We start from the raw sequence: 20,109 nt of genomic DNA, 5'->3' as shown, positions 1-20,109 counted from the left end.
CGTTCACACGATTCCTCTGTAGTTCAGTCGGTAGAACGGCGGACTGTTAATCCGTATGTCACTGGTTCGAGTCCAGTCAGAGGAGCCAAATTTGAAAAGCCTGCTTTTAAAGCAGGCTTTTTGCTTTTCTGCGTCGGGTAAAATTGTCGGGTGGCGGCTTCGCCTTACCCGACCGACAAAAACCTCGAATCGTAGGCCGGGTAAGGCGAAGCCGCCACCCGGCAAAAGCCGCACTATCCGTTCACACGAACCGGTGCCGTCGCCTCTTCCAGCCACGAACGCGCATCGCTGTTCACCAGTGGTGACAGCGCCTCACGCACCTGCTGGTGATACGCATCCAGCCACGCTTTTTCCTGTTCGCTCAACAGATCCAGCTCGACCTGGCTTAAATCAATCGGGATCAGCGTCAGCGAGGCAAATTTACAGAATCCCGGACGGCTCTCCACAATCTCCACCTGGTTTTCAATGCGAATCCCGTGGCTATCGCCCAGATAGTAGCCAGGTTCAATCGTCATGATATTGCCCGCCACCAGCGGCCACGGGTTGACCTTTTTGGCGATGCGATGCGGGTTCTCATGGATCAGAAGCTGATGCCCCACGCCATGCCCTGTGCCGTGATCGTAATCCAGCCCCATCTCCCACAGCGGACGACGCGCGAAGGCATCCAGCTGATGCCCCTGAGTGCCAGAGGGGAACTGCAGGGTAATGAGCGACAGAAAGCCTCTCAGCACGGCGGTGTAGTGCAGGCGCTGCTGCGGGTCGACCTTACCCCATACCAGCGTGCGCGTGGCGTCGGTGGTGCCATTAACGTACTGACCGCCGGAATCGTTCAGGTAAAAATGATCATGGCCGATGGGCTTGTTGCTGGCCTCGCTCGAATGATAGTGGCACATCGCCGCATTGCTCGAAGAGGCGGAGATGGTCGCAAAGCTTTGCTCGATAAACCCGGGCTGCTGTTTACGGAACGCGAGCTGCTGCGCCTGCACTTCCAGCTCGGTGAGCGGATTTCCTGCCGCCTCGCGCAGCGGCACTTCGCGGCTCAGCCAGGCCAGGAAGTTGACCCAGGCGGCACCGTCCTGGTGATGGCACGCGCGATACCCAGCCAGCTCGATCGGGTTTTTGGTGGCCTTCATCAGGGTGATGGGATCGGTTCGCCAGACAATCTCTCCCCGTGGTTCAATGGCAAAGCGCAGGGCGACCGGAGCGGAATCGGCATCAACCATCACCCGTTTGCCTGCAGCAATCTGCTGACAGCGTTCGATGAAGGCGTCCTGCGGGGCAATCGTAAACGCATTACGCACGTCTTCAGGCAGGGCGCCGAGCTTGTTGTCGTTTACAAACCACTCAACGTGGCCGTCACGACTCAGCAGGGCAAATGAGAGCGGTACCGGACTGGTTGGGATATCTGAGCCCCTTACGTTGAGCAGCCATGCAATGTTATCCGGCAGCGTAACGGCCAGATAATCAGCATTGTTCGCGGCCAGCACGGCAGCGACGCGCTGACGTTTGTCCTGGCTGCTTTCACCGCTTACTTCAACCGGCATTTCACGAATAAGCCCCGCCGGTGCGGCAGGGCGATCGGTCCATAAGGCGTCAAACGGCGAAGCCTTCAGCGGTACCAGCTTGCACGGCGTGGCGGACAGTTGCTCAAACTCCGTATTGGTCATCAGCAGTGCGTCAAAACCGATGCGCGTGCCTGCCTCCACGTTTTCTGCCAGCCATTCAGCCAGCGGCTCGTTGTGCAGGTGGTGAATTTCAATCTCGTCCAGATTCACCTGAACGCGGGCCTGCACCTGATAGCGCCCGTCGACGAACAGCAACGCTTTATCCTTCAGTACCAGCACGACGCCGGCAGAACCGTCAAAGCCCGTCAGCCAGGCCAGCTTTTCGTCACAGGGCGCGCAGTATTCGCTCTGCCACGCATCCGCACGCGGGACGATCATCCCGTCGAGATGGCTGGCCTCAAGCCAGTGGCGCAGGGCAGAGAGCGGAGATGTGCTGGACATGGTTATTCCTTATCGTTATTAGCGGAACGGCGGCTCGTTGAAGGTGCGCAGCTTGCGGGAATGCAGTCTGTCACCTTCCGCCCGAAGCAGGTCGATGGCGCGAATGCCAATTTGCAGATGCTCTGAGATAGCCCCTTCATAGAAACGGTTGGCCTGGCCCGGCAGCTTAATTTCGCCGTGCAGCGGTTTATCGGAGACGCACAGCAGCGTGCCGTACGGGACGCGGAAGCGATAGCCCTGTGCGGCGATGGTGGCGCTTTCCATATCAATGGCTACCGCGCGGCTCAGGTTGAACCGCAGCGCGGAGGCTGAGTAACGCAGCTCCCAGTTGCGGTCATCCGTCGTGACGACCGTACCGGTGCGCAGGCGCTGCTTAACTTCTTCGCCCAGCATGCCGCTGACCTCTTTGGTGGCGTCATACAGCGCACGCTGTACTTCGGCGATGCTCGGGATCGGGATATCCGGCGGCAGCACCGCATCCAACACGTGGTCGTCGCGCAGGTAGGCGTGGGCGAGCACGTAGTCGCCAATCAGCTGGCTTTCACGCAGGCCGCCGCAGTGGCCAATCATCAGCCACACGTCAGGGCGCAGTACCGCCAGATGGTCGCAGATGGTTTTGGCGTTCGACGGGCCGACGCCAATGTTAATCAACGTAATGCCCTGACCGTCGGCGGTGATCAGGTGCCAGGCCGGCATCTGATGTTTTTTCCAGGCCAGATCGGAGATGGCCTGCTCGGGGGCTTCGGTCTCTGCGGTGATCCAGATCCCGCCCGCGCAGGAGAGGGCAATATACGGGCTTTCCGGGTCGAGGATCTGGCTGCAGCCCCAGCGGACAAACTCGTCGACGTAGCGGGTGTAGTTGGTAAAGAGCACGAACGGCTGAAAATGTTCAGCGGGCGTACCGGTGTAGTGGCGAAGTCGCGCCAGGGAGAAATCGACCCGGCGGGCGTCAAAGTGCGACAGAGGAGAAAATTCTGCCGGGTGATAAATCCCGTCGGCGGTCTCATCGCCAATCTGCGACAGTTCCGTCGTCGGGAAGTGGCGGGTCAGCCCCGCGCTCATGGAGCGGTCAAGGGTTAACGCCGAACCGTCAATTACGTACGGATAGGGGATCTCATGCTGCGAGGGCTCAACGGCAATGTGCGCGCCGTAATCCTGGTACAACAGCGTAAGTTGTTCTTCAAGATACGGGCGGAACAGGGCCGGGCGGGTGACGGTGGTGCTGTAGCAGCCGGAGTGGATAAAACGGGCGTAGGCGCGGGTTTTTGGCGTCGTGCTGGCGCTGCCGTCCCAGGTCACAGAGAGCGATGGATAAACAAAAAGGCCCTCGTTTCTGGCCTTTTGGTCGGGAAGTTTCCCTGTTTCGATATATTCGCTGATGGCGCTGCGCAGCGCATTGACGGACTGTTCATACAGCGCGTCGAGTTTTTCCAGCGCCTGAGCCGGGGTCAGGCTGGAGCCCTTATTATTCATCTCTGTCTCCTTGTTCCACAGGTGTGCGACTCTACCCGATAGTATGTCACACGCCTGTGAAACAAAAGGGCGATCAGGTGTGGCGGGGCTCTTTCATCACCAGGGCCGTCGCAGCAGAGAGCAGGCAACCGGCCAGCAGATAAATCGCCACGCTGTGCCAGTTTCCGCCGGAGAAGGTCACCAGCGCGGCGGCAATAAATGGCGTAAACCCGCCGCCGACCACGCTTGCGACCTGGTAGCCCACGCCCGCGCCGCTGTAGCGGTAGCTGGCGCCGAACAGTTCGGTAAACATCGGCTGCTGGACGCAGACCACCATGTCGTGAGCGACGTTGGCGAGCATGATGGCGAAGAAGACAATCCAGAAGATCGACTGCGCCTCCAGTGCCATAAAGAATGGCCAGGCGCTGAGGGTGCCCACCAGCGCCCCGGTGATATAGACGCGACGGCGGCCAAAGCGGTCCGCCAGCCAGGCGAAGCAGGGGATGGTCAGGCAGCTGATCCCGCCAACCACCAGACCGATATTCAGGAACAGTTCACGCGGCAGGCCGAGGTTCTGCGTCGAGTAGTTCAGGGCAAACGCGGTGACGATATACATCGTCAGCAGTTCACACAGGCGCAGGGCAATAATTTTCAGAAAAGCGCCAGGATGCCGGACGAGTGCCTCCATGACCGGCAGCCTTTTTTTGACGGCCGGTTTTTCCTGCTGTTTTTCGAACTCTGCCGACTCCTCCATGCCGTTACGGATCCACAGCGCGGCGATGACCAGCACGATGCTGAAGATGAACGGAATGCGCCAGCCCCAGCTCAGGAACTGCTCATCGGTGGTGAGCTGGCTGATCAAGGAGACCAGCCCGGTAGAAAGGAGCAGACCCACGCCGTATCCGACCTGCACGCCGCTGCTGTAAAACGCTTTCTTATTTTTGGGCGCGCTCTCAACGGATAGCAGCGCCGCGCCGCCCCATTCACCGCCCACGGCGAAGCCCTGAATCGCCCGTAATGTCACCAGCAATACCGGTGCCCACCAGCCAATCGCGGAAAACGACGGGAGAATGCCAATCAGCGCCGTGGCGATCCCCATCATCCAGACGGTAAGCATCAGCATGCGCTTGCGGCCGAGGCGGTCGCCAAAGTGGCCGAAGATCACCCCGCCCAGCGGGCGAAACAGAAAACCGACGCCGAAGGTGGCAAACGCGGCGAGGGTGCCCATCGCGGGGCTGACCTGCGGAAAAAATTCGCGGTTAAACACCAGCGCGGCGGTAATGCCGTAGAGCAGAAAATCATACCAGTCGACGACGGCACCCGCGAAGCTGCCGAGTGCGGCGCGGCGGGCACGATTGAGCGAAGGTGTCTCCTCGTTGGGATGTGTGGAGGTGAGAGTGGAGTCCATAGTTGTCCTGTCTGCACTGATTTTTAATTATTGGTATAAGAAAAGGTCACTCACATAGCGGCCGTCATATAAACGGAACCTATGAGACTACCGCGACAGGGGGCCTGTGCAAACTGATTTTATTTCCTGATGGGTAATGCAAAACGGCTACGCTATGCTTACTAAAGAGCGAAGCGACTGAGGAAGGGAATATGTGTCGTAAAAAGGCGTTGGGATGTCTTGCTGCGTTACTCATCAGCCAGAGCGTGCAGGCGGTGAGCTATCCTTTACCGCCGGCGGGCAGTCGCCTGGTGGGGAGCTCGCAGGTCATTACCGTGCCGGATCATAATACGTTACCGCTTGAGGCGTTTGCCGCGCAGTACGGGCAGGGGTTGAGCAATATGCTGGAAGCGAACCCGGGCGTGGATCCTTTTTTGCCCAAATCCGGCACCCGGCTGGTCATTCCCCAGCAGCTGATTTTGCCCGACACCGTTCGCGAGGGGATTGTCGTTAACGTGGCGGAAATGCGTCTCTACTATTACCCGCCGGGCAGCAATACCGTTGAAGTGCTGCCCATCGGCATCGGTCAGGCCGGGCGCGAAACCCCGCGTAACTGGGTAACGGCGGTTGAACGTAAGCAGGTGGGACCCACCTGGTCTCCGACGCCCAAAACGCGCCGTGCCTATGCGGCAGAGGGAAAAACGCTGCCTGCCTTCGTGCCCGCCGGGCCGGATAACCCGATGGGGCTGTATGCAATCTATATCGGCAGGCTCTATGCCATACACGGCACAAACTCCAATTTCGGCATCGGGCTGCGGGTGAGCCAGGGCTGTATTCGTCTGCGGAATAACGACATCAAATACCTTTTCGATAATGTTCCCGTCGGAACCCGCGTGCAGCTTATCGATCGGCCCGTTAAAGTCACCACGGAACCGGACGGCAGCCGCTGGGTGGAAGTGCATGAGCCGTTGTCACGTAACCGTGCGGAATTTGAATCGACCCGGAAAGTGCCGCTGCCGATATCGGCCGCGCTGCGGACAGAGTTGATCAACGAGGGTGCAGGTGCTGAGCTGGAACGGCGGTCAGGGATGCCGGTGAAGCTCGGCAATTGAGGACATTTTCGCCGGGTGGCGGCGTTGCCTTACCCGGCCTACGATTCGAGGTTTTTGTCGGTCGGGTAAGGCGCAGCCGCCACCCGACAATTTAACCCAACCCAGAAAAGCAAAAAGCCTGCTTTAAAAGCAGGCTTTTCAAATTTGGCTCCTCTGACTGGACTCGAACCAGTGACATACGGATTAACAGTCCGCCGTTCTACCGACTGAACTACAGAGGAATCGTGTGAACGGGGCGCATATTATCGACCTGCGTTCACCTTGTCAAAGGGTGGATCGCCGCCTTTTGATCGTTTGCTGACAAAATCGGCAAAGTGCTGTTTTTGACAGCGGAATGCACCGCTTTGGTGCGGATATACCTCTAATGGGGCAGATCATAAACTGCTGTTTCGGTAATAAAACCCCCCTCCATGATTAGGTTTCCTTATTTTCAGGCGCTTAGCGCCCGATTCAGACCGCCTGGTAAAAGTGGCATTCATATTGCAAAACCTGTTCAACAACGACAGCCGGTTCCGGCACAGCATTTCGAACAGGGGGCAAAATGAACTTAAGACGACTGAAATACTTCGTAAAAATCGTCGATATCGGCAGCCTGACTCAAGCAGCAGAAGTGCTGCATATCGCGCAGCCTGCGCTGAGCCAGCAGGTGGCTACTCTGGAAGGCGAGATGGATCAGCAGCTGTTGATCCGCACCAAACGCGGCGTCACGCCAACGGAAGCCGGAAAAATTCTCTATACCCATGCGCGCACGATTCTGCGCCAGTGCGAGCAGGCGCAGCTGGCGGTGAATAACGTGGGTCAGACCCTGAGCGGACACGTTTCTATTGGCCTGGCGCCGGGAACGGCCGCGTCCTCTATTACCATGCCGCTGCTGCAGGCCGTTCGCGCTGAGCTGCCTGAAGTGCTGGTGTACCTGCACGAAAACAGCGGGTCCGTACTGAATGACAAACTGCTCAACGGCCAGCTGGACATGGCGGTGCTTTACGATCGCTCCCCGGTGGCCGGGATCACCAGCCAGCCGCTGCTGAAGGAAGATCTCTATCTCGTGGGCACCCGCGACTGTCCGGGCCAGAGCGTAGACCTTACCGCCGTGGCAGAGATGAACCTCTATCTGCCGCGCGACTACAGCGCCGTGCGCGTGCGCGTGGACGAAGCGTTTTCCCTGCGCCGCCTGACGGCCAAAATCATCGGCGAAATTGACTCGATTTCCACGCTGACCGCGGCCATTGCCAGCGGAATGGGCGTCACCGTACTGCCCGAATCCGCCGCGCGTTCGCTGTGCAGCGCGGCAAACGGCTGGATGGCGCGGATCACCACGCCTTCGATGAGCCTGCCGCTGTCGCTGAACATGTCCGCACGCGGTTCGCTGTCGCCGCAGGCGCAGGCGGTAAAAGAGATTTTGATGTCGCTGGTCAGCAAGCCATCGCTTGAGAACCGTGAGCTCCAGCTCGTGAGCTGATATTCCATAAAAGCATAAGATGCTGGTTTTTATTATTTGTTCTGCAGCTCGGCTGACTCTAACAATAGAGCTATGTCAGATGCGCCGGAGTGAATCGTGAATTTCCAGCAGCTTAAAATTATCCGTGAGGCGGCCAGGCGGGACTACAACCTGACCGAGGTCGCCAATATGCTTTATACCTCTCAGTCCGGCGTCAGCCGCCATATCCGCGAGCTGGAGGAGGAGCTGGGCATAGAGATCTTTATCCGTCGCGGCAAGCGGCTGCTCGGCATGACGGAGCCGGGTAAAGCATTGCTCACCATCGCTGAGCGGATCCTCAACGAGGCCAGCAACGTGCGTCGCCTGGCGGATCTCTTCACCAATGATGCCTCCGGCGTGCTCACCATTGCCACCACCCACACCCAGGCGCGCTACAGCCTGCCGCCGGTGATTAAGGCGTTCCGCGAACTTTTTCCGGAGGTGCGTCTGGAGCTTATCCAGGGCACGCCGCAGGAAATTGAAGTGCTGCTGCAAAACGGTGGGGCGGATATCGGTATCGCCAGCGAACGCCTGAGCAACGACCCGCTGCTGGTGGCGTTCCCGTGGTTCCGCTGGTATCACAGCTTACTGCTCCCGGTCGATCATCCGCTGAATCAGGTCTCTCCCCTGACGCTGGAAGACGTTGCGAAATGGCCGCTCATTACTTATCGCCAGGGGATCACGGGACGCTCGCGCATAGATGAAGCCTTCAATCGTAAAGGGTTAACGCCCGACATCGTGCTGAGCGCGCAGGATTCAGACGTGATCAAAACCTACGTCGAACTGGGTCTGGGCATTGGGCTGGTGGCGGAACAGTCCAGCGGAGAACGCGAGGACGGGAACCTGGTGCGTCTTGACACGCGTCATCTGTTTGACGCCAACACCGTATGGCTTGGCCTGAAGCGCGGACAGCTGCAGCGTAACTATGTGTGGCGCTTTATCGAGCTCTGCAACGCCGGGCTGTCGGTGGATGAGATTAAACGCCAGGTGATGGAGCCGGAAGAAGTGGCGATTGATTATCAGATTTAGGTGCGGGTTTGCCCGGTGGCGCTGCGCTTACCGGGCTCTGCATTTAATTGAACGGATATTTTTTGAAGGCCGGCTGCGATTCGAATGATTCGGCAAACGCCTGGATCGTTCTAAAATCCGCTGCGTTAACGACCTGCGGGATCATCGACTGAATAAATGTCCAGACAACCGTGCTCGTGACGGCAACCTGATCGGGAACGGCGGTGGCGGGACGCCCCTCCAGTAAGGTATTCCATTCCCTGCAGGCCGCCAGCAGCTGGATTGTAATGCGTTCGACCCATGAAACGTGCTGCTTTTCCACCGGACGCAGGTTGTGTTCATACACATTTTGCACCGCTTTCTCAGCGGCGGCGAGAATAAAGCCCAGCGTCTGAAGATCGTTTGCCTGCGCATCCGGCGCGACGGGCAGGAGTCTCCGCTCGGGGTCGGCCTGAGCCTCAAAATAATTCAGAATCAGCGAGGAATCCATCAGACGTATTCCGTTATCCAGAACCAGCGTCGGGGCTTTTACCGCGGGGTTGATCCGGGAGAATGCGTCGAAGGTGCTAAAGACTGACAGCGGCTGGCTTTCAAACTCAACCCCATAAAGCTCAAGGGAGATCGCCACGCGCCGTACATAAGGTGAATCCATCATGCCAACAAGCTTAATCATCTTTCCCGTTTTCCTGTCTGTGTGAAAGAACGCGTCATTGAAAAGGATGACCCGACATTACAATACAATTTGCATGGCGAATATCTTCAGTATCTTACCGTAAGGGTTAGTATTACTGACATAGGGTCAGGTTGCCGCTGTATATCCAGCGCAGATAAGGAAGTGCTTTCATGTCGGATTTTCCACCCATTGCCAGTTTGCGAAGCTTTGAAGCCGTCGCCCGTCTTGGCAGCGTGACGCTGGCGGCGAAAGAACTCCACGTTACCCATTCCGCTATCAGCCAGCAGATCAAAACGCTGGAGGAGATGGTGGGCGTAAAGCTGTTTATCCGTCTGGGGCGAGGAGTGCAGATCAACGAAGAAGGGCGGCTCTATGCCTTACAGGTACGCGAAGCGTTGAACCACATCGCGGATGCTACCCGGCTCGTACAGGTGAAGCCGAGAAAGCAGGAGCTGACGCTGGCGATGGTGCCGTCATTTGGATGCCACTGGCTTTTGCCGCGCCTGGAACGCTTTCGGACGAAGTATCCGCTTATTACCCTGCGGATCCAGGCCAGTCTGACGGTCACCAGCCTGCAGCAGGAAGGGATAGATATCGCGATACGGATGGGGCAGGGAAACTGGGAAGGGAGCGAAAGTCATTATCTTTTTTCCGATGAGCTCATTGTGGTGGCCGCACCGGGCTGTAACGGGGGCGTGCTGCCCGCTACGCCGTCTGACATTGCAAAAAGTCATCTTATTTTTTCCATGGAGTCGTGGAAAACGTGGTGCATGAATGCGGGTCTTGAGAAAGAGATCGTGCCTGACGGTTTATGCGTTAACGACTCGAATTTAATTATTGAAGCCGTCCGGCTCGGGAAAGGCATCGCGCTGGAGCGTCGCTCTCTGGTTCAGGATGCCATCATCCGAGGTGAACTGGTCCAGCTAACCTCCATCACTGCGCCATATCCCTGGCCTTACTGGCTGGTGACAGCGCAGCCAAAGGAGGAGAAGCCGGAGGTGGGGCTTTTTGTGGCGTGGCTGGATGAGGAGGTGGCGGCCTGGCGGCGAGCGGTGAGTGCTGTGGAAAGTAACCAACCCTAATGAGCGAATCAGGGGCTGGGAGGGAGTGACTTATTATTGGAATTAGGGACATGCTGCTGCATCAATTCAACGATCCAATCAATAAAAACGCGCAGTTTGGCGTTGACGTGGCGGTTAGGGGGAAATGCCAGGTACAGGGGCATTGGCTTAATACGCCAATGTTCGAATAGCCGAATCAAGGAACCACAAGCCTGATGCGCTTCTGCCATATAGACCGGCAGCGCAATCACGCCTAACCCGGCTAACCCAGCTTCGAGGTAAGCATTGCCATCATCCACGGCAAGGACATAGCTGCCCGTGATGTCAATATGTTCACTCTCACTGCGCAGTACCAGAGGATCAATCTTACCGGTGCGCGAGGACAAGAACCCTACAATGCGATGGTCGGTGTTTTCCAGCTCTCGCGGGTGCGCCGGGGCGCCGAGGCGTTCCACATAGCTCGGTGCGACGTAAACACCGATGTGCAAATCGCCGACATGGCGTGCGATCAGGGACTGGTCGTTGATTTCGCCACCGCGCAGGACGCAATCCACGTTGTCGCCGATCAGATCCACCACCCGGTCGCTCACGCCCATATCGAACTGGATATCCGGGTAGCGTGCATGGAAAGCCGGTAGCGCCGGCACCAGGATGAGGCGGGCCAGCGGACTGGGCACATCAACCCGTAGCCGTCCCCTGGGCGTCATCGTCGCGCTGGACAGGCTGTTTTCAGCATCTTCCATGTCCGCCAGCAGGCGGATGACGCGTTCGTAGTAGACCGCGCCATCGGGGGTCACACCGAGCCTGCGGGTGGTGCGATGGAGCAATTTGACGCGCAGGCGCGCTTCCAGTTGCTGAATGAGCTGCGTCACCGTGGTTTTGCTCATATGAAGCGTTTGGGCAGCCTTTGTGAAGCTACCTGCCTCCACCACGCGAGCAAAGGCGCGCATCGCGTCGAAACGATCCATTCCTTATCCTCTCTTTTCACCGATTGTTTGGATATTACAAACAATGATGGACAAAGTCGCTTGTTTATCCGCCCGAACCTGCACCTGTAAAGTGTCTTTATGTTCAACGGGCTGATTTTGCCCTATTGCAAAGGTACAAACATGACAGCACGCGAAGCAGTTTTCCCCTCCGGTCGGCAGGCGCTCTATGAGCGCAATCGCTATTCACCGGCCATCAAATCCAACGGTTTCTTGTTCGTTTCGGGGCAGGTGGGTAGTCGCGAGGATGGTTCGCCTGAACCCGATCTGAGAGCGCAGGTCAGGCTGGCCTTCGATAATCTTAATGCTGTCCTCGCGGCTGCGGGCTGCACGTTCGCTGACGTGGTTGACGTGACCCTCTTTGTCGTCGATCCCGAGTCAAACCTCGACGCTATCTGGAGTATCCTGCCAGAATATTGGGGGGACGCGCCTTATCCTACCTTGACCGGGATCGGCGTGACGTGGCTGTACGGATTTAAGTTTGAGATTAAGGTGATTGCCAGGCTGGATGCGATTCAGAGTTAACTTCAGAGATGCAGTCCCGTAGGTCGGGTAAGGCGAAGCCGCCACCCGACAATTTTACCCGACGCAGAAAAGCAAAAAGCCTGCTTCAAAAGCAGGCTTTTCAAATTTGGCTCCTCTGACTGGACTCGAACCAGTGACATACGGATTAACAGTCCGCCGTTCTACCGACTGAACTACAGAGGAATCGTGTGAACGAGGCGCATAGTAGCGACCTCAGTTCGCCTTGTCAAAGGGTGAAATCGCGCTTTTTGTTCGTTTGCCGACAATTTCAGCAAATCGCTGATTTTATAGTAAATTCGCTTCGAAATTACACAGCAAAATGCGCCGCCCGCAGGCGGCGCTCAGGATTAGAACAGAACGGAGTAGTTCAGACCAAACGTCCGCCCACGGCCTTTATAGGTATACAGACCCGGTGCACCGTAGGTTGGGCTATACAGCCCCGGCGCGCGCTGGCCCCAGGCGGTGGTGTAGTCTTTGTCCAGCAGGTTCTCCACGCTGAAGCTGACTTTACCCACCGGCAGGGCGTAGCTGCCCAGGAAGTCGACCGTGTTATAGCCATCGATCTTCTTGCCGTCGGCGTCAGAGACGTCAAAGGTCTGCGTGCTCTGCATGCGCAGGGTCCAGTCGCCCGGCGCCCAGTTGACCCACGCGCTGGCTTTCGACGGGCTGGCGCTGTCTACCGTCAGCTTCTCCCATTTCCCGTTTTCGCGAGTTTCCGACTTAATGGCGTTAAAGTTCGCGCCCGTGCTCCAGTCGCTGTCGGTGAAGAAGTAGTCCACCTGACCTTCCACCCCGTAGATACGACGCTTGTCGTCTTCCAGGTTAATGGTCATGTCCGTCTTGTTGATGGTGATGGTTTTATCCGAGAGCGAGTAATACGCCGCAACCTGGGTGCGCAGGTTATCCCCGGTGTAGCGCCAGCCCAGCTCATAAGCGTTGACCTTGATACCGTCCAGCTTCGAGTCGTTGACGTTGACGCTGTTCAGCAGGCGATAGTGACCGTTGCTGAGCTGATAGGTCCCGGAGCCGTAGTACTTCGCCAGGTCCGGAATTTCGAAGCCCTGGGAAAAGTTAAACCACAGCTGCTGCTGTTCGGTCAGGCGACCGAGGATCCCGGCGTTAAACAGGAAGTTGTTGTAATCGGTTTTCCCGCCCGGCACCGCGTCGGCGGAGGTGGCTTTCCCGGTAGCGATGGCCTGCTGCTGGGTGTAACCGACAAAGTCGTCCACCTTGTTCTCGGTGTACTGGTAGCGCACGCCGCCGCTCAGGGTGATGGCGTCAATATCATAGCTGGCCTGCAGGAACGGGGCGAGGTTGGTGATGCTGTAGCCCGGGTAGCGGCCCACGTTGTAGGCGTTATCCAGCTCCATGCCGCCACTTGCCGCAGCTTTTTTCAGGTTGAAGAACTGCTGGTTGGCGTCGAAGGTTTCGTGGTCGGCATCCATACCCCAGGTCAGCGTCAAATCGTCCACCGGCTTGCTGTTCAGCGTCAGCTTGCCGCCGTAGAAATCGGTTTTCTGCTGCGACGCGCCGATGCTGGTGACCACGCCTTTGGTCAGGGTTGGGAACGGATAGTAGGTCAGGCTCTCGTCGCGATAGTAAATCTGCGCGACCAGATCCTGGCCCCAGAAGTCGGTATTGGAGTACTGCAGGTTGATCAGATGGCGCTCGGTACCCGGCACGCGGTCAGAATCGAGGTTACCTTTGTTGTACGCGGTCGCATCCCCCGTGACCGCCGAGAAGTTCTTCCCGAGATACAGACCATGCTTGCCGTCGGACTCGCTCTTGTAGTACTGGGTCGTCAGCTGCAGCTGCTGGTGATCGTCAATATTGATGGTGCCTGTTCCCATCACATCGATACGGTCGGAATACTGTAAGCCGGTCTGGGTGTTATCAATAATCACCTCGTCGCCGTTGCCGTCATACCAGCCGCCGTAGCGCTGATACGACACCGACAGACGACCGGACGCGTTATCGTTGCCGCCGCTGACCGCTGCCGATACGTTCTCATCGTGGTCGTTGTGGCTGTTGAACCCGCTTTTAGCCCCGGTCTGGAATTCGACTTCGGTCTCAGGCTGGCCTTTTTTGGTGACGATGTTCACCAGACCGCCGGTACTGCCGCCGCCGTAGAGTGACGTGGCGCCGGAGATAACCTCGATACGGTCAATGTTGAACGGATCGATAGAGTCGAGCTGGCGGCTGTCGCTGCGGGACGAGTTCAGGCGCACGCCGTCCACCATCACCATCATGGAGCGGCCGCGCAGGTTCATGCCGTAGTTGGTACGTCCCTGGCTGCTGACGTCCATGCCCGGAATCAGCTGCGCCAGCACTTCTTTAATCTCTTTCCCGCCCTGAACCTGCTGCTCAATTTCAGCCCGCTCAATGACCCAGGTGGTCTGCGCCATCTCCGCCACGCTGCGGTGCGCGCGGCTGGCGGAGACAACGATATTTTCTTCCTTTTGTTCTTCCGCCCACGCAGAGGTAGAAAGCATTGCAAGCAGGCAAGGATTTAAAACCCAAAGATGAGAACGTTTCATTGTTATGTTGACCCTGATTGTGTGTGTCAGTACTCGGTGGTTTTTGCTAATGATTTAAAAACCTGGCTGTTCTCCGGGCTGGTGGTGCTTCGCCAGTGGATAACGCCGGGGGTGGTAGCCAGCTCAAACGGCTCGTCGGCGTGCGCGCGATTCAAAATTCGCGCCGCGCGCCAGGCCATCAGGCTGAGCTGGGGTTCGGCAATGCCGAGACGGTGCATCCCGGCATTCACGGCAAACAGGCGGTTACTCTGCGGGCCGTCCCATTCGAGGGTGAAATCGTTGTTGATGCAGAAGGCTTCGTCCGTATCCAGATGCAGGCGGTGAGACAGCGGCGCGAGGAACGCTGGCTGCACGGCGCGATAGCCGGTGGCGAAGATCACAACGTCACTCTCCAGCTGCTCTCGGCCGCCGTCGAGGTGATGCTGTATGCTCAGACGCTGTCCGTTTTCCAGGCGCGTCAGGGCCGTCACCGAACGGGACGGCATCAGGTGCGCCCAGGGTTTTTCACGCAGCACTTCGAAGCGATGGTACATGGCGCGGTAAATCGCCAGCAGTGACTCGGTGGTGATGCCGTCGGAGGTCATCTTCTGCTCGTGTAGCATCTGCCGACGCGCCTCTTCACCGAGCGTGGAGAAGCTGTCCACGTACTCCGGCGTGAAATACTCGTTAGCAAAGGCGGCCTCATCCAGCGCATTGTAGTTGTTGCGGCGTGAGACCCAGTTCAGGCTCAGCGGCTGGCCCCATTCGCCACGGAAAATATTCAGGAACAGGTCGGCGCCGCTCTGGCCGCCGCCGACGACGGTGACGCGCTTGCCCGTAAGATCCGGCGTGCGCAGCATCATCTCGCTGGCGTGGAAGCAGCTATCGTCCTGCACGGTGACGCAGTCCGGCAGGTTGATCTGCTTACCGATCCCTACGCAGACGTGGCGCGCCAGGAAGCGGTCGCACTGGGTCACCACCTCAAACAGGCCGTTTTTCTCATCAAAGCTCACCTGCTGCACCTGCTGGCTGAAGGCGAGGTTGGTGAGGTTATCCGCGGCCCAGCACAGGTAGTCCGCAAACTCTTCGCGGGAAACCGTGCGCTGCTCGGTGGTCAGGAAGCGGTAGAACTTTTTGCGCTGCACCAGGTAGTTCAGAAAGCTGTGGCGGTTGGTCGGCTCCACGGCGCTGACCAGATCCTTCAGGAAGCTGGTCTGCATGTGGCAGTCCGGCACCATCATCCCCGGGTGCCATGAGAAGTGCGGTTTACGCTCAAGGAACAGCGAGCTAAAGCCGTCCAGACCTTCTGCGAGGGCGGCGACGCTGAGGTTAAACGGGCCAATACCAATGCCGATGAAATCATAGGTTTTCATTGCGCGGACTCCCGGGAGGCCAGAAAAAGAGGGTTATCAAGGTCGGTGACGTAGTTCGGCAGCATGCGGCTGCCGCCGTCGTGTTCGGAGAAGGTCAGTTTGACCGGGTTGAGGATCACGCGAATAATTTGCGGCTTGAACAGGTCGAACGTCGCAAAGCGCTCGGCAAGCTCGGGGTGCACGGCCATATAGCGGTGCAGAACGCCGGCGAGGATCTGATAGAAACGCGTTTCGCTGACGCCGCTTTGCAGCGTGAGGCGTGAGATAAAACGCAGCACCGTCACGAAGTTGCCGGTTTGCAGGTCATGGATGATGTAATCCGCGCTCAGGCGCGCCGTGACGGCCTTCACCTGTTCCGGCAGGCTCTGGGCCTGCGGGAAATCTTCATCCACCAGGCGCATATCGCCCTGGAAATCCTTCAGCAGGATGCGCTGTGGGATAGAGTCCTTCATCACCAGCGTCACGTTCTGCCCGTGGGCGATCAGCGCCACGCCGTAGCGGCAGAGCAGGTGATAGAACGGGATCACCGATGCCTCAAACAGCTTTTCCAGCCACGCGTCGGCGCTTAGCCCGGAACGGTTGATCCACGCGTCGATGAGCGGGCGCCCGGCGTTATCGGTTTCCATCAGCGCCGCCAGCAGCACCGCCTGTTCACCCTCCTGCAGATAGCAGGACGGGTTCTCGCGCCAGATCACCCCCAGCATCTCCTGATAGCGGTACGGCGCTTTCGGCAGCGCCGCATAGCCCGGATGCGACAGATATCCGGCGGCGGGTTCGCCAAGTACCTGCGCGCCAGAGCGGGCAAGCGTGGCGTCGGTGGCAAACTGCTGCTGCAGCCAGCGCGAGGCCAGCGGCCCGGCGGCAATGTATTTGCCCGGAATACCGCGATAGCAGGAGGTGTTGTAGATCGTCAGCGGAAGCTTGATGTCAAACGGCGCGCGACGGCTGGCGTTGGTGAGCGTGCGCAGAGACTGCTGCGCCAGGTACTCATCGCCAAACTCGCCCAGCTCAACCATCTCACCGCGCGCCAGCTGCGGCAGGAAATGAATGGCGATCTTCTGCTGCCACTGCCACGGGTGCAGCGGCACCGGCAGCCAGCTCTCGTCGAGGCCCAGCGCCTGCCAGCGGGCGTCAAAGCGGGCGCGCTCGGCGTTGTCCATGGCGCTCGCCAGCAGGGCGCTGATATCGCAATCGGCGTCGCTGCTCCAGACCAGATGCTCTCGCTGAACGGCAACCCAGTGCAGACAAAAACGTCCGCGGTACTCCGGTGCGTACTGGCGCAGCGCGTCCAGCCCCCAGCCGCGGCGACCTTTGTTGAAAATAAACTTCGGGTGACCGCGCATCAGGCACTGTAATTCGTCCGGATCGAGGTGGATCAGCGCGTCCGCATCCAGCGCGTCACGCGCCTGCAGCAGCTGCATGTCGCCGCGCAGCGTGGCGTAGAGGTCCTCCATGTGCTCTGCCGTTTGCGCGTCGCTCATCTCCAGCACCGTCGCCAGCTGCAGCAGCGCGCTTTCCGCTTCGACGGCATCGCCGCTGGCGGTGGTCAGGCTGTCCGGGTCGATATGCAGCCAGCCCCAGATCCCGCGCGTGGCGCAAAACTGCCAGGACGCGTTGCCCATGGCGATGCGCCAGCCGTCCGACGAAACCGGCTCGGCGCGCAGGGTGCGCTCGTATTCCAGCTCGGCGAGGATCTTCGCCACCATCTCGCGGTTCACTTTTTCCCAGAGCGCGTTCACAGGCCCACCTCGCTGAAGAAGCGGTGACGCTGGCTCATAATGAGGCGCGAGCGTTTATGCGGGAAGTCGAACTCTTTCACCGTGTCAAAACCGGCAGAGGAAAGGTGACGGAACAGGCGCTGGTTGTCGAAGCGCGGCTCGGCCACGATGCGCGTGGTGCGCGGTTCATCGAGATACAGGTAGTGGCTCAGACCGCGCAGCCAGCTGCGGATGTACTGCGCGCCGCGCCAGTTCTCTTCGCCCACCAGCATGTGCAGCCCGCGGTCAAACGGCTGCCAGCGGTAGTGGCGGCCAATGCGGTCTTCCGGTGCCCAGTAGAGTTCAAAATAGCCAAACGGTTGATCGTCGAAGCAGCCAATAACCGGGTAGCAGTAGGTCGAGTCGAGCTGACGGCGCAGGTAGTTTTCCTGCTCGGCCTGCGGGCCCGCCATCTCCCAGAAGGCGTTCACACGCGGGTTATTCATCCAGCGGGTAAAACGCTCGCCGTCCAGCGCCACGTCGGCCACGCGGAAGCTGAGGGTACGCTTAATTTGCGGATCGTAACGGCGATACACCTCACCCTGCGGGCGGCGAGGGCGCAGCGGGAAGTACAGTTGACGGCTCTCGTCAAACTGCATTCCGCCGCTCGCCTGCAGGCGTTCGCCCTTCAGCCACAGCGGCAATTGCCAGAAGGCGTCGCGCGCCAGATAATCACCGTGGGCCAGGCCAAACAGCGCCTGCGCCTGGGGTTCATCCTGCCAGTCCGCCCACGGCAACGTAATGCCGGTCAGCGCGGGGGCGGCCACAAACAGCTGATCCAGGGCTTCCACCAGCCAGCCGTCCGGGATCCCCTTCAGACGCTCCAGCACCGCGCTGCCGTCGAGACCCAACGCCAGCGGCAGGGCGCGATCCGTTGCGGTGCAGTGAAAGCCGTAGCCGGAATGGACGATATTCGCGATAGCCATCACGCCTTCTCCTTGTAGAACGGGTTGCTAAAGTCGAAATAGATCACCGCCGGATCGGCGATGGTGTTTTCATTGCGATCGTGCAGGTAGCAGAAGAAGTTGCCTTTGCAGTTCCAGGTCGGGCTGTCGAGCACGTAGTCGAGGCAGCGGGTCTGCTTCGCCGTGCGGCGCAGTTCTGCCAGCGCGTCGCGCACCCGGGACATCAGGCTCTCTTCGCTGTCGAAACCGGCGGCGGCGAGGGCGGCGGTGACGGCAAGGGTAGAGTTCAGCAGCAGGTAGTAAGGGAAGTAGCGCAGCAGCTGGCTCTCGCCGAAGCGGTTTTCCACCTCAGTTTCGCCCGCCTCTTTCAGCCACGCGTCGGCGCCTTCGGTCCACGCGCTGCCCTGGCAGTCGCGGTAGATCAGCCCGACCGGGAAATCCTGCTGCATCTCAACGAGGATATTTTGCTGGTGCGCCAGAAGGACCAGACCGTAGTCCGCCTCGGCGCTGAACAGCGGAAGCAATACGCGGTCGCAGTAGGCGTCCAGCCAGCAGCGGGCGGCCTGGGCGAGCGGTAAATCAAGACGCTGGCTCAGACGGCGCACCGCCGCGGCGAGCAGGCTGTCACCGCCGTCCGGCGCGGCCTGCGTCAGGCTCACCAGCACGTTGGTCTGGGTGTCTGGCGTATCGAACAGCAGATTGACGCGCAGGGCCATCAGGCTCTCTTCCTGAATAGTGCCGCTCTCGTCACGCAGCCCCGCCCAGCCGTCTTCCTGCATCACGCGCATGGTCGGGTAGCGCGCCTGTAAATCCTGCCAGCGTTCCGTTTTTGCCAGACGCGCCAGGCGCATGCCGCGCTTCACCTCTTTCACCGACAGCGTCCGCACGGAGTTGGTCAGGCGCACGCTGAGGGAGAACTTAATCATGTCGCTGTTGGTCTCGCTGTACAGCGAGCGGGAGGAGCTGGTGGGCAGCCACTGTGCGCCCGCTTCACCCAGGTCCTGCAACGAACCGTTTTCCACCAGACGCTGGCACCAGTTCTGCTCCAGCAGATAGTCGGCCTGCCACGGGTGCATCGGCAGCAGCCAGCGGGTGTCGGTAAAGTGGCCGAGCAGCTCGGGCGCGCTCTGGGCCGCAAAGCGCAGCAGACGCTCACGCAGGGAGACGTTCAGGCTGTCGCCGGCAACGAGCGTGCTCTCAACGGCAAACCAGCGCAGCGGGAAGCGGGAGGCGAAATCGGGCAAATAGCGGCGCGCCTCGGCTTCGTTGAACGGCTCGTGGGACTTCGGTGCCGGGTGAAACGCATGGCCGACCAGCAGCGCCTGTTCCGCTTCGGCAAACGTCAGCGGCTTATCGCGCAGGGTTGCCCAGCGGTGGCGTAAATCAATCGCCTGCCAGGTGTGTGCATGGCTTTCGAGAACGCGCTGCTTAAAACGCGCCAGCGTATCGGCATCCAGCGAGCCTTTTACGGACGGTTTTTCAAGAATTAAATCAAGCAGTTGAGGGAAAGTGACGGCGTCACCCCTGTCGCTGTTGCTCTGAATCCGCGTTGCCGGGAAACGGTACTGATGATGCTGGGTGGGTGAGAAATAGCGTACCGGCACCCGAAGCGCCTGGGTTTGGGAAAGCGGGATATGGATCTCAGATAGTGCATCCGCATCGGTAGCGGGGAGATAGCGCCAGTCCTTCGTTTCACGCAACAGGGCGTTTAAAAAGCACTGGGCTGCAACGTCTGTACCGGCGGCGCGGAGCAGAGCACGCATAGATGTACCTCATTCCATGATTGATAATAATTCTCGTTATGATATTCATTCTGTTTACACTCGCAACCATTTTTGCAATATTTGTTTTCATAAACTTCATAATTTCCA

At 59.0% G+C, this 20,109-nt stretch carries 15 protein-coding genes and 3 tRNA genes; 6 read left to right on the top strand and 12 right to left on the bottom strand.

Annotation, left to right across the window (positions count from 1 at the left end; all coding sequences use genetic code 11):
* Positions 1-12: 12 nt before the first annotated feature.
* A tRNA-Asn gene (locus ACOTXI_RS05955) sits at positions 13-88 on the top strand.
* 145 nt (positions 89-233) lie between these two features.
* Here the strand turns inward: ACOTXI_RS05955 and ACOTXI_RS05950 are convergent.
* The 3 genes from ACOTXI_RS05950 to shiA all read right to left on the bottom strand — a co-directional run bounded on the left by ACOTXI_RS05950 (position 234) and on the right by shiA (position 4,866).
* Positions 234-2,006: an aminopeptidase P family protein gene (locus ACOTXI_RS05950; RefSeq protein WP_032663242.1), complete on the bottom strand. Its 1,773-nt coding sequence runs from the start codon at positions 2,004-2,006 to the stop codon at positions 234-236.
* A gap of 18 nt (positions 2,007-2,024) precedes the next feature.
* Positions 2,025-3,479 carry an AMP nucleosidase gene (locus ACOTXI_RS05945; RefSeq protein ID WP_058653990.1) on the bottom strand — a complete coding sequence of 485 codons (1,455 nt, stop codon included), beginning with the start codon at positions 3,477-3,479 and terminating at the stop codon, positions 2,025-2,027.
* Positions 3,480-3,552: 73 nt separating this feature from the next.
* Positions 3,553-4,866: a shikimate transporter gene (gene shiA, locus ACOTXI_RS05940; RefSeq protein ID WP_008499472.1), complete on the bottom strand. Its 1,314-nt coding sequence runs from the start codon at positions 4,864-4,866 to the stop codon at positions 3,553-3,555.
* Between the two features lie 191 nt (positions 4,867-5,057).
* Here shiA and ldtA point away from each other — a divergent pair, with 191 nt between their 5' ends.
* Positions 5,058-5,957: a L,D-transpeptidase gene (gene ldtA / locus ACOTXI_RS05935; RefSeq protein ID WP_058653991.1), complete on the top strand. Its 900-nt coding sequence runs from the start codon at positions 5,058-5,060 to the stop codon at positions 5,955-5,957.
* A gap of 145 nt (positions 5,958-6,102) precedes the next feature.
* Here ldtA and ACOTXI_RS05930 read toward each other — a convergent pair.
* Positions 6,103-6,178 (bottom strand) — tRNA-Asn (locus ACOTXI_RS05930).
* A 320-nt stretch (positions 6,179-6,498) separates the two neighbouring features.
* On the opposite strand from ACOTXI_RS05930, the gene nac reads away from it, so the two are divergent.
* Positions 6,499-7,416: a nitrogen assimilation transcriptional regulator NAC gene (nac, locus tag ACOTXI_RS05925; RefSeq protein WP_008499475.1), complete on the top strand. Its 918-nt coding sequence runs from the start codon at positions 6,499-6,501 to the stop codon at positions 7,414-7,416.
* Between the two features lie 96 nt (positions 7,417-7,512).
* A complete protein-coding gene (gene cbl, locus ACOTXI_RS05920) occupies positions 7,513-8,463 on the top strand; it encodes an HTH-type transcriptional regulator Cbl (protein ID WP_008499476.1) in 951 nt (316 codons plus the stop codon).
* A gap of 43 nt (positions 8,464-8,506) precedes the next feature.
* Here cbl and ACOTXI_RS05915 read toward each other — a convergent pair whose 3' ends face one another.
* Positions 8,507-9,115 carry a glutathione S-transferase family protein gene (locus ACOTXI_RS05915; protein WP_047746489.1) on the bottom strand — a complete coding sequence of 203 codons (609 nt, stop codon included), beginning with the start codon at positions 9,113-9,115 and terminating at the stop codon, positions 8,507-8,509.
* A 170-nt stretch (positions 9,116-9,285) separates the two neighbouring features.
* Between ACOTXI_RS05915 and gcvA the strand changes: the two genes are divergently transcribed.
* Entirely contained in the window at positions 9,286-10,197 is a 912-nt protein-coding gene (gene gcvA / locus ACOTXI_RS05910; RefSeq protein WP_421633883.1) for a transcriptional regulator GcvA, read from the top strand.
* Between the two features lie 8 nt (positions 10,198-10,205).
* Here the strand turns inward: gcvA and ACOTXI_RS05905 are convergent, their stop codons facing one another.
* Entirely contained in the window at positions 10,206-11,144 is a 939-nt protein-coding gene (locus ACOTXI_RS05905; protein ID WP_045418722.1) for a LysR family transcriptional regulator, read from the bottom strand.
* A gap of 141 nt (positions 11,145-11,285) precedes the next feature.
* Here ACOTXI_RS05905 and ACOTXI_RS05900 point away from each other — a divergent pair, with 141 nt between their 5' ends.
* On the top strand, positions 11,286-11,687 hold the full coding sequence (locus ACOTXI_RS05900; RefSeq protein WP_023344471.1) for a RidA family protein: 402 nt from the start codon (positions 11,286-11,288) through the stop codon (positions 11,685-11,687).
* 107 nt (positions 11,688-11,794) lie between these two features.
* Here ACOTXI_RS05900 and ACOTXI_RS05895 read toward each other — a convergent pair.
* The 6 genes from ACOTXI_RS05895 to ACOTXI_RS05870 all read right to left on the bottom strand — a co-directional run bounded on the left by ACOTXI_RS05895 (position 11,795) and on the right by ACOTXI_RS05870 (position 20,001).
* A tRNA-Asn gene (locus tag ACOTXI_RS05895) sits at positions 11,795-11,870 on the bottom strand.
* A 164-nt stretch (positions 11,871-12,034) separates the two neighbouring features.
* Positions 12,035-14,224, bottom strand: a complete 2,190-nt coding sequence (locus ACOTXI_RS05890; protein WP_058653993.1) for a TonB-dependent siderophore receptor — start codon at positions 14,222-14,224, stop codon at positions 12,035-12,037.
* 26 nt (positions 14,225-14,250) lie between these two features.
* On the bottom strand, positions 14,251-15,576 hold the full coding sequence (locus tag ACOTXI_RS05885; RefSeq protein WP_058653994.1) for a lysine N(6)-hydroxylase/L-ornithine N(5)-oxygenase family protein: 1,326 nt from the start codon (positions 15,574-15,576) through the stop codon (positions 14,251-14,253).
* Positions 15,573-17,315, bottom strand: coding sequence for an IucA/IucC family protein (gene iucC, locus ACOTXI_RS05880; protein ID WP_058653995.1), 1,743 nt, complete (start codon positions 17,313-17,315; stop codon positions 15,573-15,575). Before iucC ends, ACOTXI_RS05885 begins: the two co-directional genes overlap by 4 nt.
* On the bottom strand, positions 17,312-18,259 hold the full coding sequence (locus ACOTXI_RS05875; RefSeq protein WP_008499485.1) for a GNAT family N-acetyltransferase: 948 nt from the start codon (positions 18,257-18,259) through the stop codon (positions 17,312-17,314). The genes iucC and ACOTXI_RS05875 overlap by 4 nt, the downstream gene beginning before the upstream one ends.
* On the bottom strand, positions 18,259-20,001 hold the full coding sequence (locus tag ACOTXI_RS05870) for an IucA/IucC family protein (protein ID WP_008499486.1): 1,743 nt from the start codon (positions 19,999-20,001) through the stop codon (positions 18,259-18,261). Before ACOTXI_RS05870 ends, ACOTXI_RS05875 begins: the two co-directional genes overlap by 1 nt.
* Between the last annotated feature and the right edge of the window lie 108 nt (positions 20,002-20,109).

Source organism: Enterobacter cloacae complex sp. BZL2005, assembly GCF_049238885.1.
GTDB lineage: Bacteria > Pseudomonadota > Gammaproteobacteria > Enterobacterales > Enterobacteriaceae > Enterobacter > Enterobacter roggenkampii.
Note: the sequence above shows the minus strand (reverse complement) of the source record. Positions and strands in the feature narration are given on the sequence as shown.